The organism is Kitasatospora sp. NPDC056446, assembly GCF_042796115.1.
Classification (GTDB): Bacteria; Actinomycetota; Actinomycetes; order Streptomycetales; family Streptomycetaceae; genus Kitasatospora.
Genome location: NZ_JBHTRF010000009.1, coordinates 88,270 through 103,916 on the forward strand (window position 1 = coordinate 88,270; position 15,647 = coordinate 103,916).

The following is a 15,647-nucleotide window of genomic DNA, read 5'->3' on the forward strand; positions in this document are numbered from 1 at the left end:
CCGGGCGGGTTGCTCCGGCCGGAGCACCCGGCCGGGTGCGGTCTCGCCGGGCCCGGCCGGATGTGGCAACCTACAGATATGTCTAGACCAATTCTCGAAGTCATCGCGCTGACGCCCCAGGACGCCCAGGCCGCCGAGTCGGGCGGCGCCGACCGGCTCGAACTGGTCACCGACATGGCCGCCGACGGGCTCACCCCGTCGGTCGAGGACTTCGCCCGGATCCGGGCCGCCGTCGGCATCCCGCTGCGCGTCATGCTCCGGATCCGGGACGGCTTCACCCCCGGCGACCTCGACGGGCTGCGCGCCCGGGCCGCCGGGCTGCGGGCCGAGGGCGCCGAGGAGTTCGTGTTCGGCTTCCTCGACGCCGACGGCGCCGTCGACCTGGCCGCCACCGCAGCCGTCGCCGAGGCGGTGGCCGGCTGCCGCTGGACCTTCCACCGGGCGATCGACCACAGCGCCGACCGGGCCGCCCTGCGGGCCGCCCTCGCCGGGCTGCCCGGCCTGGACACCTTCCTCACCTCGGGGTCGGCCGCCGGGGTGGACGCCGGGCGCGAGGTGCTGTCGGCCGAGCTGGCCCGGGCCGGCGAGCCCGGCTACCGTCAGCGGATCCTGATCGGCGGCGGCCTGCGGGCCGAGCACCTCAAGGAGCTGCGGGCCGAGGGCTTCGACGCCTTCCACGTCGGCGGCGCGGTGCGGGCCGACGGCTGGCTGACGCCGGTGGACGCCGACAAGGTCGCCGAGTGGCGGGCGCTGATCGACGCCTGAGCGCGCTCTCCACGGAGGCCGGTCCCGCAGTCGCGGGACCGGCCTCCGTGTTCCCTAGCGCAGCTGCTCGGGCAGCGGCTCGCTGTGCAGCATGGTCAGCCCGGAGACGGCACGGGTCAGCGCCACGTACAGCCGCCGCAGGCCGGTCCGCTCGTCCGGCTCCCCGGCGATCACCGCGGCCGGCTCGTCCAGCACCACGTAGTCGTACTCCAGGCCCTTGGCCAGCGAGGCCGGGACGAGGGTGAGCCGGGCCTCGGCGCTGGTCTCGGTACCGGGGGAGAGGTACGGCAGGCCGGCCGCCGCCAGGGCCTCGGCGAACAGCGGGATCCGGGCGTCGGCGGCGATCAGGCCGGTCGAGCCCTCGTGCTCCAGCGCCTCCCGGCAGGCCGCGACCACCGCGGCCGCCGCCTCCGCGGGCTCCCCGTCGATCCGGCGGATCGCCAGCGAGCCGGGCATCTCGCGGACGGAGGTGGCCGGGGCCAGGCCCGGGGCGATCGCCGGGAGCAGCCGGGAGGCGTACGCGATGACCTCCTCCGGCACCCGGAAGCCCTTGGTCAGCTCCTCGATGTGCGCCTCCGGCTTGCCCAAGTGGCGCAGCGCCTCCGGCCAGCTGGCCGTCGCCCACGGGGTGGTGCCCTGGGCGAGGTCGCCGAGGACGGTCGCCGAGCCGGTGGTGCAGCGGCGGCCGACCGCGCGGTACTGCATCGGGGAGAGGTCCTGGGCCTCGTCCAGCACCACGTGGCCGAGCGAGGGCGTGCGCTGCACCAGGTCCGTCGCCTCGTCGACCAGGACGGCGTCGGCCTGGGTCCAGCGGGCGGTCTTCACCGAGCGGCCCGGCTTGGGCCACAGCACCGCCCGCTGCTCCTCGGGCGTCAGCACGCCCTCGGCGCAGTCGGCCAGGAACCCGGGGTCGGAGAGCAGCCGCAGCACCAGCTTCGCCGGGTCGACGGCGGGCCAGCACTCCTTGGCCACCGCCTTGACCGCCGTGGTGCGGGCGACCGCGTCCTGCACCCGGTCGTCCGGGGCCTCGCCGCCCTGCTCCATCTTCAGCAGCACGGTGTGGGCGATGCGCTGCGGCAGGGCGTCCCTGGCCGCGCCGTAGCGGACCTCGCGGCCCTTCAGCTCCTCGATGATCGCGACGAGCTCGTGCACCGGGACGCGCCAGCGGCGGGAGCCCCGGACCACCACGCAGGGCTCGGTGGGCAGGGTGATGCCCGCCCGGACGGCGCGGCGCAGCACCTCGGCCATCCGGGCGTCGCCCTTCAGCCGGGCCGACTCCGGGGTGTCCTCGCCCCGGACCTCGACGTGGCCGACCAGCTGCTGCACGGTGGCCTGGGCGACGTCCAGTTCGCCGAGCGCCGGGAGCACCTGCTCGATGTAGGAGAGGAAGGCGTTGTTCGGGCCGATCACCAGGGTGCCGGTCCGGGCCAGCCGCTCGCGGTGCGCGTACAGCAGGTACGCGACGCGGTGCAGGCCGACGGCCGTCTTCCCGGTGCCCGGCGCCCCCTGGACGCAGATGGTGCCCGTGACGTCGGAGCGGACGATCTCGTCCTGCTCGGGCTGGATGGTGGCGACGATGTCGCGCATCGGGCCGACGCGGGGCTTCTCGATCTCGGCGGCGAGCAGGGCGGAGGCGGTGTCGGCCTCCGCGGGGTCGGTGAGGTGCTCGTCCTCGTAGGCGGTGAGTTCGCCGCCGGTGTACCCGAAGCGGCGGCGGCGCTCGACGTCCATCGGCTCGGTGCGGGTGGCCCGGTAGAACGGCTGGGAGACCGGCGCGCGCCAGTCGATCACCATCGGGTCGCCGTCGGCGTCGTGCACGTGGCGGCGGCCGATGTAGAAGTTCTCCCCGCCGCCGCCCTCGGACAGTTCCTCGCTGATCGGGTGCAGGTAGTCGAGGCGGCCGAAGAAGAGCGGGGTGTGGGAGAGATCGGCCAGGGCGGCGATCCTGGCCTCGATCTGGTTGTGCAGGACGACGGCGGACACCCAGGTGCCGGTCACGTCCCGCAGGTCGAGCGACTCGACGTCCTCGCGCATCGCTCGCAGTGCGGCCCGGGACTCGGCGAGGTGTTCGCGTTCGCGCCGGAGGGGGTCGGTGGTGGGGGTGGCGGGCACGGCGAACCTTCCCGGCTGCCCCGGTGGCGGGCGCAGCGGATCGATGGAGCTCACGGTGGGGTACAGCCGGCCGGTTGCCGTGCGGTCGGCGCCTCCCCCGGCTGCCTGCGGGACTTCAGCAGGTACCACGGTTCGGGAGGGGGCAGACGGACGATCTTAGACCTGTCCGTCCCGGGGTTCCAGCGCCGCAGGTCAGGGTCGGGGTGGGGTGCGGTCTCGGGGTTCGCCCTACCCCGTCCGGGGTCGTCGGTACACCCGGAGGACGACTCCCGTCCCGGCGGATACGGCCTTTGGAGTGATGCCCGCGGCCGCTCGGGTGCCTACCGTTGAAGACATGAGCACCCAGAACCGCACCCCCCGTACCGGTCCGGCCGGCGCCACCGCCGTCGCCGGGCGCCACCGCAACCCGCTGAGCACCGCCGTCCGCAACGTCGGCATCGCCCTGGACACCGCCGCGCGCGTGATCTTCCTCGGGCGCGACGGTGTCCGCTACTGAGCCGTCGGGGCTCCCCGGCTACTCCACGTCGTCCGCGTCGATGATCCGGTACGCGTAGCCCTGCTCGGCCAGGAAGCGCTGCCGGTGGGCGGCGAAGTCCTGGTCCACGGTGTCGCGGGCGACCACCGAGTAGAAGTGCGCCGAGTGGCCGTCCGCCTTGGGGCGCAGCACCCGGCCGAGCCGCTGGGCCTCCTCCTGGCGGGAGCCGAAGGTCCCGGAGACCTGGATGGCCACCGTGGCCTCGGGCAGGTCGATCGAGAAGTTCGCGACCTTGGAGACCACCAGGACGCTGATCTCCTTGTTCCGGAAGGCCTCGAAGAGCTTCTCGCGCTGGGCGTTGCTGGTCTCGCCCTTGATCACCGGGGCGTCCAGGACCTCCCCGAGCTCGTCCAGCTGGTCGATGTACTGGCCGATGATCAGCGTCTGGTCCTTCTCGTGCTTCCTGACCAGCGCCTCCACCACCCGCCGCTTGGTCGCCGTGGTGGCGCAGTAGCGGTAGCGCTCCTCCGGCTCGGCGGTCGCGTAGGCGAGCCGCTCGGAGTCGGACAGGGTGACCCGCACCTCGCAGCAGTCGGCGGGCGCGATGTAGCCCTGCGCCTCGATCTCCTTCCACGGCGCGTCGAAGCGCTTGGGGCCGATCAGGCTGAACACGTCGCCCTCGCGGCCGTCCTCGCGCACCAGCGTCGCGGTCAGGCCGAGGCGGCGGCGGGCCTGGAGGTCGGCGGTGAACTTGAACACCGGGGCGGGCAGCAGATGCACCTCGTCGTACACCACCAGGCCCCAGTTGCGGGCGTCGAACAGCTCCAGGTGCGCGTAGACGCCCTTCCGCTTGGTGGTCATCACCTGGTAGGTGGCGATGGTGACCGGGCGGATCTCCTTCTTCGTCCCGCTGTACTCGCCGACCTCCTCCTCGGTGAGCGAGGTGCGCTTGACCAGCTCGTGCTTCCACTGGCGGGCCGAGACGGTGTTGGTGACGAGGATCAGCGTGGTCGACTTGGCGTGCGCCATCGCCGCGGCGCCGACCAGCGTCTTGCCGGCGCCGCAGGGCAGCACCACGACGCCGGAGCCGCCGTGCCAGAAGCCCTCGACGGCCTGGGCCTGGTACGGGCGCAGCTGCCAGCCGTCCTCGTCGAGGTCGATCGGGTGCGCCTCGCCGTCGACGTACCCGGCGAAGTCCTCGGCGGGCCAGCCCAGCTTGAGCAGCACCTGCTTGATCTGGCCGCGCTCGGAGGGGTGCACCACGACGGTGTCCGGGTCGGTCCGGGCGCCGACCAGCGGGGCGATCTTCTTGGAGCGCAGCACCTCCTCCAGTACCGGCCGGTCGGTGGTGGTGAGCACCAGCCCGTGGGTCGGGTGCTTGAGCAGCTTCAGCCGCCCGTACCGGCCCATGGTGTCGGCCACGTCGACCAGCAGGGCGTGCGGCACCGGGTAGCGCGAGTAGGTGACCAGGGCGTCCACGACCTGCTCGGCGTCGTGCCCGGCCGCCCGCGCGTTCCACAGGCCGAGCGGGGTCACCCGGTACGTGTGCACGTGCTCGGGGGCCCGCTCCAGCTCGGCGAACGGCGCGATGGCGCGGCGGCAGTCGGAGGCCCTGGGGTGGTCGATCTCCAGGAGGAGAGTTTTGTCGCTCTGGACGATCAGCGGTCCGTCGTTCACGCGGGGGAGCCCTCCACTGGCTGACAGGGTGGTTTGACGCAGACCCTCCAGTGTCGCGCATTCCGCCGTGAACGTGGGCGGCCGGTTTCGGGCGGCCGGAGTTTCGGGCGGCCGGTTTCCGGCGGCCGGTTTCCGGGGGCTACTTCCACTCGTAGAGGACGGCCCGGCCGGAGCCCTGCGGATCGTTGTCGAACTCGAAGAGCGCGACGACGTCGTTGAGGCGCAGGAAGGTGTCGGCCGAGCTCTCGAAGAAGATGGTGCCGCGCCAGCTGACGGCGCCGCCGCCGGTGAAGTGGCCGATGCCGCTGCCGTGCCAGCTGTAGGCCTCGCCCTTCTCGCTCATGCCGACGCCCTGGCCCTCGCCGAACAGCGAGCCGTCGGGCCGCAGCTCGGACTCGTAGGTGGCGAACTCGCGGACCGGGGTGCCGAGCACCTGGCCGGTGCCGGTCATCGACACCTCCACGGCGGGGTGCAGGCCCTCGACGGTGGCCAGCACGCGCCGGCCGGTCTCGGTGGTGGTGAGCTCCGCTATCCGATCGCCGAGCATGGTGGGTGCCTCCTTGTCGGGAACCCCCCTGTTCCCGGAGTACGCCGCTCGGGGGCGCCCCGTCAATTGCTTCGAGTGACCACAGTGCGTACTCGCTCGTTGAGCCGGTCATGAAGAAGTCGAAGCGTGTTCTCACCGCCCTCGCCCTGATGGGCACGGCCTTCGCCGCCACCGCCTCCTCGGCCGGTTCGGCCCACGCCCTCGCGGGCATCGGCGAGGGGCCCGGCGGCCTGCTCGCGGCGCCCGGGTTCCTGCTGGCCGAGCAGGTCGGCGCGGGCTCGCTGCCGGTCGGGCAGGGGGAGATCGGCAGCATGGCGGACAAGGCGATCAAGGAGAAGATGAAGGACTCGCAGGGGCACTGACGCGCCGTCGCCCTTCCCCGTCGTCCGCTCCCCGTCGTGGTCGGCCGCCGGGGCTACTCGTCGAGTTCGGCGACGCCGGTGATGCGGTGGAGGGCGAAGGTGCGGAGTTCGTCGGCGTGGTGGTCGAAGGCGGTGACGAAGCCGCCTTCGACCTTGACCGGGTCGATGATGCGCTGGCTGGCGATGCCCTCCGCGTTGAGGTAGCCGATCCACATCCGCTCGCCGAGCAGGACGGCCGTCTGGAGGGCGGCCAGGGTCTCGGCCGCGGCGGTGCGGGGCAGGTGGCGCCGGTCGGCGGAGGGTTCGCGGCGGGTGGCGGTGGCGGCGCGGTCGCCGGCCCGGATGGCCTTGATGGCGGCCGCGAGGAGGGTGTCGTCCGGGGCGGGCGGGCCGTCGGGGACGGGCACGGGTGCCGTTCGGGGCGGGGTGCGGTGGCTGTCCGGGCGGGTGATCAGGACGTCGCCCTCGGCGGATTCGGCGGCCGGCGCGTAACCCATGGTGCGCAGGGTGGCGAGCAGGACGTCCGGGGCGGCCTGGGAGGCGAGGACGGTGGGGGCGAGCAGGCGCAGCCGCAGGTCGGCGGAGCGCCGGTCGGCGAGCACCTCGTTCAGCAGGGACGGGTCGTCGCAGCGCAGGTAGGAGGAGGCGGCGCCGACCCGCAGGATGCCGTGCCGGCGGGCGACGTCGTCGATCAGGTACGCGAGCGGCTGCGGGACGGGCGTACGGCTGTGCTGCTCCAGGAAGGCCCGCAGGTCGGCGGCGGTGCGTCCGGCGTCGAGGGCGCGGCGCACGGACACCGGGGTGAACCGGTAGACGGTGGCGCCGCCCTTGGACTCGATGTCGGCGCAGAGCGCGAGCGCGTGGGCGAGCGGGGTGAGCAGCGGGCCGGGGGCGACCGCGGTGAGGTCCGGCTGGAGGATCACGTGGTCGAGCGGCTGCGGGAGCAGCGGGGCGAGCACCGTGGCCGGGTTCGCCTCGGCGGTGAGCAGGGCGCGGGCGGGCGCGGCGAGGGCGCCGCGGCCGGTGACGCCGAGGAGTTCGGCCTCGTCGAGGGTCCAGGTGGTGAGGTCGTCGCGCAGTTCGCGGCCGTCCGGGCCGGTCGGGCCGCCGCGCAGCGGGCGCTGCCAGCGCAGGGTGGGGAGCAGTTCGTCGGCGGTGGCAGGGGTGCCGGGCGGGAGCTCGGCGAGCAGCGCGAGGGCGGCGCGGCGGACGGACGGGGCGAGGGTGCGGTCGAGTTCGGGGCCGAGCGCCGCCCGTGACTTGCCCTTGCCGTCCGGGGTGCCGGCGAGGGCGGGGACGCGGGTGGCGGCGAGCCAGGCGGTGGCGAGGACGGACCAGCGCTCGGCGGTGTCCAGCTGGAGCCAGGCGTCGTACCCGGGGGTGGGCGCCCAGCGTTCGTCCACTTCGCCGTCGGGGGCCAGCAGGCCCGCGGTGTAGGCGAGTTCGAGCCAGAAGGCGGTCTGCTGCTCGGTGCTCTCCAGGGCCTGGGCGGCGCGCTTGAGGTCGCGGACGCCGAGGCCGCCGGCGCGCAGGGTGAGCGGCGGGGTGAGGCCCCAGCCGTCCAGCAGTTCCTCGACGGTCTTGACGGCGGTGTGGGCCTGTCCGGCCGCGGCGCTGTCCACAGCCTGTGGATCGCGCGGGGCGGCGGCGGGCACCGGCTCGGGCTGGACCGGCTCGACGGTGCGGTGGGTGCGGCCGCCGCGCAGGTGCAGGGCGAGCTCGCGGGGCAGGACGACGCTGCCGGGGCTGGTGGGCAGCAGCAGGCCGCGGGCGAGCAGCCATTCGACGGGGCTCTGCGCGTCCTCGGCGGTGACCGGGCGGGCGGCGTCCGGGACGGTGCCGGTGGGCGGGCCCCAGACCAGCCGCTCCAGCAGCCGCAGTGCGGGCTCGGGTGCGGTGTCGAGCAGCGCGGTGCAGCGGGCGCGGTCGGTGAGCAGCGCGGTGAGCGCGGCGACGGCGGACACCGGGTCGGGGGTGGCGGGCTGCCCGGCGGAGGCGAGAAGTTGCTGCAGCCGGGCCGGGGACATGCCGACGGTGGCGTCGGCGAGGGTCGGGCCGAGGCCGGTGCGGCCGGGGTTGGCGGCGGTCGGGGCGAGGGCCTCGCGGACGGCGAGGACCAGCCGCAGGCCGTTGTCCGGGCCCCAGAGCAGGGCCCGGTCTCGCAGGGTGGCGACGGCGCGGGGCAGGGCGGCGGCGACGGCGGCCCGGTCGGCCGGGGTGAGCGGGGTCGCGCCGGGGTGCGGCTTGACCTTGGCCGGACCGGTCAGCAGGGAGCGGACGGTGCTCACCGAGGTGCCGTCCGGGGCGGTGGCCAGGGCTTCGGCGGCCTGGAGGGTGAACCGGTCGAGCCGTTCCAGGGCGCGCAGCGCGGAGGCGCGCGAGGAGAGCCGGGCGGACAGCTGGGTCAGGTCGCCGGGGACGGGGTTCAGCAGGTCGGGGCGGGAGCGGAGCAGGGCGGCGAGCGCGTCGTCGGGACGGGCGCGCAGCTCCTCGGCGAGGGTGCGCGGGCCGGTGGTGGACCTGCCCCGGCGTTGGTGGCCCTGCTGTGTGGTCATTCGACCTAGGTTAGTCGCGCGGGCGGACGGCGGGGTGTCCGTCGTACGGCTCCGCCCCGGCCGGTGCCCGGCGCCCGCCCGGTGGCGCTCGGCCTGGGCCGTCCTGGGGCGCCGGACTCGCGTGGGCGGGGGCGGGGTGGGTAGCGTCACGCCGAGGGCGGTTCGGTGGGCGGTCGTCGCATTCTCGGCGGACGGCGCGGGCGAGGCGGGGTGTCGGTGATGACGGACGGCGAGTGGTGGCGCAAGAGCGGGCCGTGGAGCGAGCGCTCGGGCGGCGTCGACGACGGCGCCGGGCAGGGGGGTGGCGCGCAGGGTGCTTCGGGCGCCCCGTCCGTGCCTCCCGCGCCCGCAGTGCCTCCCGCGTACGCTGCGCCGTTCGGGCCTGGTGTGCCGTCCGGGCCCGGTGTGCCGTCCGGGCCCGCCGCGGATCCTGACAGCGTGTACGACCCGCCGGCGCCGAGCGCGGGCGGGATCCCGTCCGTTCCGCTGAACCCCCGGGACGCCGTCGACGCCGAGCGGCGGGCGTCCGCGATCCCGCCGCCGACGGTGAGCAGCACCGGCCCGTGGACCATGACGGTGTTCGACTTCTCGGACGGGCCGGAGCCCGCGCCGAAGCCGATCCCCGAGCAGCGCGCCGACGAGGGGGCCGGGCAGGCCGCCGCGCCCGCCGTGGAGGCGGCGCCGCCGGGGGCGGGTGCGAAGGCGCCGGGGATGCTGAGGAAGCTGCTGATGCCCCAGGGCGCGGCGGCTCCGGCGGCTCCGGGAGCCCCGGGGGTCCCGGGTGCTCCGGCGGCGGGTGCGGTGCCCACCGCGCCGGGCGCCGGGGGGAAGGCCGGGGGGAAGCGCGCGGGAAGGGCCGCGGCGAAGGCCGCGAAGGCGGCGGGGAAGGGCGCGGCGCCGGCCCCGGCCGCGGAGGGCCGCAAGCCGTCCCCGCTGATCGTGCTCTCCAGCCTGCTGCTGGTCGGCGGCGCCGTGACGGGCATCTTCCCGGTCATGCTGGCGGGTTGGGGCCTCGGCTACCTGTCCCGTCAACTCTCCGACCTGACACGGAAGTTCGTGATCCTCGGGATCCCGCTGATCACCATGAGCGCGAGCACCCTGTACGCGATGCAGCAGGCCAAGCAGGGCGGCGCCCAGGGTGGCGGCGGCCTCCAGTCGGGCTCCCCGTTGGGGCAGATCAGCTGGTCCTCGGCCCCCAATGTGCTCCGGCTGGCGGCGGTGATCTCCGCAGTGGTCCTGCTGCTGCTCGCCATGCGCCGCCGCCCCCCGCAGCAGGGCTGAGGCGGGGCCGCGGTGGGGCCGCGGCGGGCGGAGCGGTTCAGGTGGTCCGGGGCTGCGGCCCGGGTGCGGGCTCGGGCGGGGGTGCGGCGAAGCCGGCGCAGAGCAGGCGGACGCTGCGGTGGAACTTCTCGTCCTGGCCGATCCGTGGGATCAGCTCGCCCATGACCAGCGGGAACCGTTCGCGTAGCGCGTTGTACTGCTCCAGGTCGAGCGTCGGGGGCGCGGTCGGCTGGTTCTGCTCCTGGAGCACGAATCCGGTGGTGTGGCTGAGCAGGGTGTCGGCGGCGATGCCGCAGGAGTCGGCGGGCAGGCCGGCGTCGAGGAGGGTGCGGAGGAGCCGCTCCATCAGGGAGAGCCCGCCGGGGCTGAGCGTGCCGGGGCTTTCGGCGAGGAGCTGGGCGCCGCCGGGGTGCTGTCTGATGCTCAGGCGCAGGGCGACGGCCTGGGCCTCGACGCGGTCCTGCCAGGTGGCGCCGGCGGGGAGGGCGTCCAGGGTCCGGGTGCCCGCGTCGTAGGCCTGGCGGCAGACCCGGTCGGCCATCAGGGCGAGCAGTTCGTCCTTGCCGCGCACGTGGTAGTAGAGGCTGCCCGCATGGGCGTCGAGGCGGTCGGCGACCTGGCGCATGGACAGGTTCTGGTAGCCGACCTCGGCGAAGACGGCCATGCCCGCATCGACGATGCGCTCCTTGGTGAGCTTCATGCGGTTCACCGTATCCGATTTTCCAACACTGTTCGAATCTGTGCTAGCTTGTGCCCTGCCCGGTTTTCGAACGGTGTTGGAAAGACGAAGGGGGAGGGCGATGGGGGCGATCCTGTTCAACGTGACCACGGCCGCGCTGATGGTCATGATGGTCAACTGCGGGCTCGGCGTGGTCGGCCGGGACACCCTGCGGAGCCGGCCGCTCCCGTGGGCGGCGATCGTGCTCACCGCCCTGGCCGTCGGCGGCGTGCTGCTCCAGCTGGCCTGGTCCGGTGCCATGGACGCGCTCGACGCGGACCCCGCCAAGTCCGGCTGGTGGCGCGAGTCCACCTCGGTGTTCATGCAGAACGGCGGCCTCTTCGGCGGCCTGTGGAACCTCGTCACCCTCGCCGCCGTCGCCGCCCTCGCCCACTGGTACTGGGGCGGCCCGCTCACCCTCGGCTTCTTCCTCGCCGGCGTCCTCCTGCCCGGCCGGATCGACACCCTGCTCGGCTTCGGCGGCGGCCCCGGCGCCGACCCGCGCAACTTCGCCGGGAGCTCCGGCGCCACCTACTTCCTCGGTGCCACCCTCGCGCTCGCCTTCCTCACCCGCACCCGCCTCCCCAAGGAGCTCGCCCTGGCGGCCGGCGTCCCGGCGCTGGGCCTCGCGATGTGGCTGGCCCAGGAGAACGGCCACGGACTCGTCTCGGTGTACGGCTTCGCGCTGGGCGGGGCGGTCTGGGCGGTCCGCCGCCGGGTGGTGCGGGCGGCCTGCGCCTGACCAGGGTGGTGCGGCGGCCGCCCGGTGCCTGGCCAGGGTGGGGCGGCCGGCCGGTGCCTGATCCGGGTTCGGCCGACCGGTGCCTGACCGGGGTGCGGCGGCGGTCCCGGGGTGAGAGCCCCGGGGCCGCCGTGGCGTTTCCGGGCCGGGCGATCGCGGTCGGGCCCCGTTCATCCGGCCGGCCGGTCCGCCATGGTGAGGATTCCGGCGGTCACGGTGGCGGGGTCGTCGGTCGGGAGGGCGTGTCCGGTGCCGGGGACGAGGTCGACCCGGGCGGCCGGGGCGAGGCGGTGCAGCCGGGCCGCGACGGCGGGGGCGTCGTGCAGGGCGCTGTGCTCGCCGAGGAGGAAGAGGGCGGGGGCGTCGATGCGGCCGAGTTCCTCGTCGGTGAGGGTGGTGGCCAGGGGCAGGCGGCGGCGGAAGCCCATCGAGGCGCGGATCAGCGCCATCAGCTCGGTCTCCAGGATGGCGCTGTTGCGGACCAGTCTGGCGAGCCGGGGCCGGAGCGGGCGCGGGGCCAGGGCGGCGAGGCCGCCGGTGATGAGCCAGGTGTAGAAGCGGCGGCCGGGGTCGGCCAGGCCGGCCGGGTCGACCAGGGTGAGGGTGGCGGTCCGGCCGGGGTGGTGGATCCGGTGGTTGAGGGCGATCCAGCCGCCGTAGGAGCAGCCGACCAGGTGGGCGGACGGCAGGTCGAGGGCGGTGAGGAGTTCCTCCAGCCAGGCGGCGGCGTCGCGGCCGTTCCGGACGGGCGCGCTCTGCACGCTGGCGCCGGGCTCGCCGACGGTGTCGACGGCGATGACGGGGTGCCGTGCGGCGAGGGCGTCGAGGTAGCGGTGCCACATCAGCGCGTTGCCGCCCGAGCCGGGCAGCAGGACGATCGGCGTCCCCTCGGTGCGGCCGGTGCGGTAGACGCGGGTGGTGCCGAAGCCGGTGGGGACGTCGAGCGGCGTCCGGGGCCCGCGCCAGAGTTCGGTCAGGGCGCGCTCGTAGGCGGTGCGGTAGCGGGCTTCGGCCTTGCCGTTCTTGAACTCGCTGATTCGCATGGTACATGTGTATCACATGCATGATACGGGTGTACCAAGCAAAGCGGGCCCCGACGGCGGGCCCACCCACGGAAGGCCGGACATGACCGCGAAGGTCGACCACGAAGAGCGCCGGCGGCAGATCGCCGAGGCCCTGCTGCGGATCGCCGACACCCAGGGCCTGCAAGCGGCCAGCATGCGGGCGGTCGCGACGGAGGCCGGCGTCTCGCTGCGGCTCGTGCAGTACTACTTCACGACGAAGGAGGGCCTGCTGCTCGACGCCCTGGCCAGGCTCGGAACCCAGCTCCAGGCCCGGATGGAACGGTGGATCGGCGGGGCCCGCGCACCACGGGAGGTCGTGACGGCGATCCTGTCCTGCATCCTCCCGACGGACGCGGAGAGCCGCCGGATCACCAGGACCTACGCGGCGTACTACGCGCTGGTGCTCGGCGACCCCGAGGCGTTGGAACAGCGGGCCGCGCAGCCGCCGGCCGTCCTGGAGGGCTTCCTCGCCAAGCAGCTCCGCGCGGCGCAGGAAGCCGGGGAGATCGGCCCGGGCCGCGACACCGGGATGGCGGCGGCCGGGCTGCTGGCGATGGTCAACGGGCTCGGATCGAGCGTCCTCGGCGGCCAGCGCGGCGGCGAGGAGGCGTTGGCGGTCCTCACCCACCACCTGGACGAGCTGTTCCGGCCGTCGGACGGCGGCGGCTGACGTGGCCGCGCGCCCGCGCTTGTGCCCGCGCGGCGGGGCGGGCACCCGTGGCCGGGCGGGGGTTAACACCCGTACGGGACGGGTGCTTTCCCCGTTCTTCGGGGCACCCCGGCCGACCAGACTCGGAGCATGCCCACACAGCCCCTGACGATGCCCGAGGTCCCCGCCCAAGCGGTGGCGAGCGGCAGCGACTTCGCCCAGTTGAGCCGCCGGATCGCCGCCGAGGGCCTGCTCGACCGGCGCCCCGGCTACTACACCGTCCGGGCGGCCCTGGTGCTCGCCGCGTTCCTCGGGGGCTGGTACGCCCTGTTCGCGCTGGGCGACACCTGGTGGCAGCTCGGCCTGGCCGTGGCGATGTCCGTGGTCTTCGCCCAAGTCGCGCTGTTCTCGCACGACCTGGCGCACCGGCAGGTGTTCACCCGGCGGGTGCCGAGCGAGGTCGGCGGCCGGATCGCCGCCAACCTGCTGATGGGCATGAGCTACGGCTGGTGGATGAACAAGCACACCCGCCACCACGCCAACCCCAACCACGAGGAGCGGGACCCGGACGTCGCCCCCGAACTCCTGGTGTGGTCCAAGCGGCAGGCCCGCAAGGCCAGTGGCCTCGCCCGGTTCATCGGACGCCGGCAGGCGTACCTGTTCGTCCCGCTGCTCCTGCTGGAGGGCCTCAACCTCAGCTTCAACAGCTTCAAGGCGCTGCGCAGCCCCACGATGAAGCGGCCGGTGGTGGAGGGCGTGCTGCTGGTCGTGCACTTCGTGGCGTACTTCGGGCTGGTGTTCGCGGCGCTCCCGGTGGGCAAGGCGGTGGCCTTCCTCGCGGTGCACCAGGCGCTGCTCGGCATCTACCTGGGCTGCGTGTTCGCCCCGAACCACAAGGGGATGCTGATGGTGACACCGGAGATGAAGCTCGACTTCCTGCGCCGCCAGGTGCTGACCTCGCGGAACGTGCGGGGCGGCGCGGTCATCGACTCGGTGATGGGCGGCCTCAACTACCAGGTGGAGCACCACCTGTTCCCCAGTATGCCGACCCCGGCCCTGGGCAGGGCGGCGCGGATCACCCGGGAGTTCTGTGCGGAGAAGGGCATCCCGTACTACGAGACCGGCCTGATCAGGTCCTACCGGGAGGTCTTCACCCACCTCCACCGGACGGGAGAGCCGATCCGCTCCGGAGAGTGACGGGCGCGCCGGAGCGGGGGAGTGGGAAGTCGGCCAGGCCGACTTCCCACTCTGCCGTTGGCGCCCTCAACCCCGGGCGGGCACCGGGTTGTCCGGCGAGTCCAGCCACACCGTCTGGCCGCCGGGCGTGACGGTGAGGCCGAAGCGGTCGAAGCCGGGCCGGCCCCGGTCGTCCCACCAGCGCCAGGCGGACCGTACCTCGTCCCAGAGGCTGCGGGGGCCGGACTGCACCACCTCGTACGCGGTGCGGCCGGGCGCCCAGTCGACGGTGGCCCAGGACGTGACGGCCGTGTCATGCAGCCAGAGGGTGTAGGTGCCGTCGGCGTAGCGCTCGACGAGCGGGAACGCCTCGGACACCTGCGCGCCGACGGCGAACATGGCCGACCAGCCGCCGACATCCTCCGGGGAGAGGGGCGTCACCGACGCGACGCCGCCCGCCGGCCACGGACCGGACAGGTACTCCAAGCTGCCGGGGCGGGCGGCCCGCTGTTGGCGGAGCCGCATGAAGGCGGATGACCCGACGAACCGGCCGCTCGCCGTGCCGTCGTCGCCGACGGTGAGCCGGACGACGGCTTCGCCGCCGTACTCGGGCCCCCACGGAGCGACGATCAGCCCGCCGGGGCGGGTCTGCTCGACCCAGGCGGGCGGCACCCGCCGAACCGAGCAGGTCGCGATCACCCGGTCGTACGGTGCGCCGTCCGGGTGGCCCGCGGCTCCGTCGCCGACCACGAGCGTCGGTGAGTGCCCGGCGCGCGCCAGCCGGAGTCGTGCCTCGGCGGCGCTGTCCTCGTCCACCTCGACCGTCGCGACGTTGTCGTGACCGAGGCGGTGGGAGAGGAGAGCGGCGTTCCAGCCCGTGCCGGTGCCGATCTCCAGTACCCGGTCGCCGGGCTCGGCATCCAGGGCCGCGAGCATCGAGAACACCATGGTCGGCATGGAGTTGGAGGACGTGGGTGTGGTGCCACGGCCTTCGCCGGTGTGGTCGCCGTCGTCCCACTGCGTGGTGAGCGGGACGTCGGAGTAGGCGGCGTGCCACCAGCCGGCCGGGTCGGCGTGTCGGTTCACGGCGTCACCCTGACGGAGGCCGTCGCCCCGGCCGGGCCAGATGAGGGCGGGGACGAACCAGTGGCGGGGAACGGCGTCGTAGGTGGTCAGCCAGTCCACGGTGAGGGCCCCGTTCGCGATGAGCGTGGAGGCCAGCCGGGCCCGGCCGGCCTCCACTTCGTGCTGCTCGGTCACGCGTCAGCTGCCCGACGCCGGGCCGCTGCCGTCCGAGGTGTTGCCGCCCTCGTCGCTGCCCCCGCCACCGTGCTTGTTGCCACTGCTGCTGTCGTCCTGCTGGCCGCCACCGTCGCCGGAGCCGGACCCGCCGCCGTGCTTGCCGTCGTTGAACACGGGCATGTGCTTCCCCTTGCTTCCTCGGCGACGCCGAATGCCGCCGTCGAGCAGCACGTTAGGCGGACGGGAGGCGCCGGACGGCGGGCGATTCGCGAATATTCCGGC

The 15,647-nt window shown here is 74.5% G+C and carries 15 protein-coding genes; 7 read left to right on the forward strand and 8 right to left on the reverse strand.

The annotated features are described in order from the left end of the window. Positions 1-78 precede the first annotated feature (78 nt). Positions 79-765 (forward strand): copper homeostasis protein CutC, encoded by a 687-nt coding sequence (locus ACFQ6N_RS08750; RefSeq protein WP_380647859.1) that lies wholly within the window; start codon positions 79-81, stop codon positions 763-765. A 54-nt stretch (positions 766-819) separates the two neighbouring features. Here the strand turns inward: ACFQ6N_RS08750 and ACFQ6N_RS08755 are convergent, their stop codons facing one another. Then, positions 820-2,877 carry a HelD family protein gene (locus ACFQ6N_RS08755; protein ID WP_380647860.1) on the reverse strand — a complete coding sequence of 686 codons (2,058 nt, stop codon included), beginning with the start codon at positions 2,875-2,877 and terminating at the stop codon, positions 820-822. A gap of 334 nt (positions 2,878-3,211) precedes the next feature. Between ACFQ6N_RS08755 and ACFQ6N_RS08760 the strand changes: the two genes are divergently transcribed. Beyond that, on the forward strand, positions 3,212-3,373 hold the full coding sequence (locus tag ACFQ6N_RS08760; RefSeq protein WP_380647861.1) for a hypothetical protein: 162 nt from the start codon (positions 3,212-3,214) through the stop codon (positions 3,371-3,373). An 18-nt stretch (positions 3,374-3,391) separates the two neighbouring features. Here the strand turns inward: ACFQ6N_RS08760 and ACFQ6N_RS08765 are convergent, their stop codons facing one another. Next, complete coding sequence (locus tag ACFQ6N_RS08765; RefSeq protein WP_380647862.1) at positions 3,392-5,029, reverse strand: DNA repair helicase XPB; 1,638 nt, start codon at positions 5,027-5,029, stop codon at positions 3,392-3,394. A 139-nt stretch (positions 5,030-5,168) separates the two neighbouring features. After that, complete coding sequence (locus ACFQ6N_RS08770; protein WP_380647863.1) at positions 5,169-5,576, reverse strand: hypothetical protein; 408 nt, start codon at positions 5,574-5,576, stop codon at positions 5,169-5,171. Positions 5,577-5,686: 110 nt separating this feature from the next. Between ACFQ6N_RS08770 and ACFQ6N_RS08775 the strand changes: the two genes are divergently transcribed. Further along, positions 5,687-5,938: a hypothetical protein gene (locus ACFQ6N_RS08775; protein WP_380647864.1), complete on the forward strand. Its 252-nt coding sequence runs from the start codon at positions 5,687-5,689 to the stop codon at positions 5,936-5,938. Between the two features lie 53 nt (positions 5,939-5,991). On the opposite strand, the gene ACFQ6N_RS08780 is transcribed toward ACFQ6N_RS08775, so the two are convergent. After that, positions 5,992-8,493: a helicase C-terminal domain-containing protein gene (locus tag ACFQ6N_RS08780; RefSeq protein WP_380647865.1), complete on the reverse strand. Its 2,502-nt coding sequence runs from the start codon at positions 8,491-8,493 to the stop codon at positions 5,992-5,994. Positions 8,494-8,931: 438 nt separating this feature from the next. Between ACFQ6N_RS08780 and ACFQ6N_RS08785 the strand changes: the two genes are divergently transcribed. Then, a complete protein-coding gene (locus ACFQ6N_RS08785; protein ID WP_380647866.1) occupies positions 8,932-9,774 on the forward strand; it encodes a hypothetical protein in 843 nt (280 codons plus the stop codon). Between the two features lie 37 nt (positions 9,775-9,811). Here ACFQ6N_RS08785 and ACFQ6N_RS08790 read toward each other — a convergent pair whose 3' ends face one another. Beyond that, positions 9,812-10,474 (reverse strand): TetR/AcrR family transcriptional regulator, encoded by a 663-nt coding sequence (locus ACFQ6N_RS08790; protein ID WP_380647867.1) that lies wholly within the window; start codon positions 10,472-10,474, stop codon positions 9,812-9,814. Positions 10,475-10,574: 100 nt separating this feature from the next. On the opposite strand from ACFQ6N_RS08790, the gene ACFQ6N_RS08795 reads away from it, so the two are divergent. Next, positions 10,575-11,234: a hypothetical protein gene (locus ACFQ6N_RS08795; protein ID WP_380647868.1), complete on the forward strand. Its 660-nt coding sequence runs from the start codon at positions 10,575-10,577 to the stop codon at positions 11,232-11,234. A 170-nt stretch (positions 11,235-11,404) separates the two neighbouring features. Here ACFQ6N_RS08795 and ACFQ6N_RS08800 read toward each other — a convergent pair whose 3' ends face one another. Then, a complete protein-coding gene (locus ACFQ6N_RS08800; protein WP_380647869.1) occupies positions 11,405-12,277 on the reverse strand; it encodes an alpha/beta fold hydrolase in 873 nt (290 codons plus the stop codon). Positions 12,278-12,359: 82 nt separating this feature from the next. Between ACFQ6N_RS08800 and ACFQ6N_RS08805 the strand changes: the two genes are divergently transcribed. Continuing rightward, complete coding sequence (locus ACFQ6N_RS08805; RefSeq protein ID WP_380647872.1) at positions 12,360-12,968, forward strand: TetR/AcrR family transcriptional regulator; 609 nt, start codon at positions 12,360-12,362, stop codon at positions 12,966-12,968. A 129-nt stretch (positions 12,969-13,097) separates the two neighbouring features. After that, positions 13,098-14,144 carry a fatty acid desaturase family protein gene (locus tag ACFQ6N_RS08810; protein ID WP_380647874.1) on the forward strand — a complete coding sequence of 349 codons (1,047 nt, stop codon included), beginning with the start codon at positions 13,098-13,100 and terminating at the stop codon, positions 14,142-14,144. A gap of 66 nt (positions 14,145-14,210) precedes the next feature. Here ACFQ6N_RS08810 and ACFQ6N_RS08815 read toward each other — a convergent pair whose 3' ends face one another. Together ACFQ6N_RS08815 and ACFQ6N_RS08820 are read right to left on the reverse strand one after the other, a co-directional pair. Beyond that, entirely contained in the window at positions 14,211-15,383 is a 1,173-nt protein-coding gene (locus tag ACFQ6N_RS08815; RefSeq protein ID WP_380647875.1) for a methyltransferase domain-containing protein, read from the reverse strand. Between the two features lie 3 nt (positions 15,384-15,386). Then, positions 15,387-15,545: a hypothetical protein gene (locus ACFQ6N_RS08820; RefSeq protein ID WP_380647876.1), complete on the reverse strand. Its 159-nt coding sequence runs from the start codon at positions 15,543-15,545 to the stop codon at positions 15,387-15,389. Positions 15,546-15,647 lie beyond the last annotated feature (102 nt).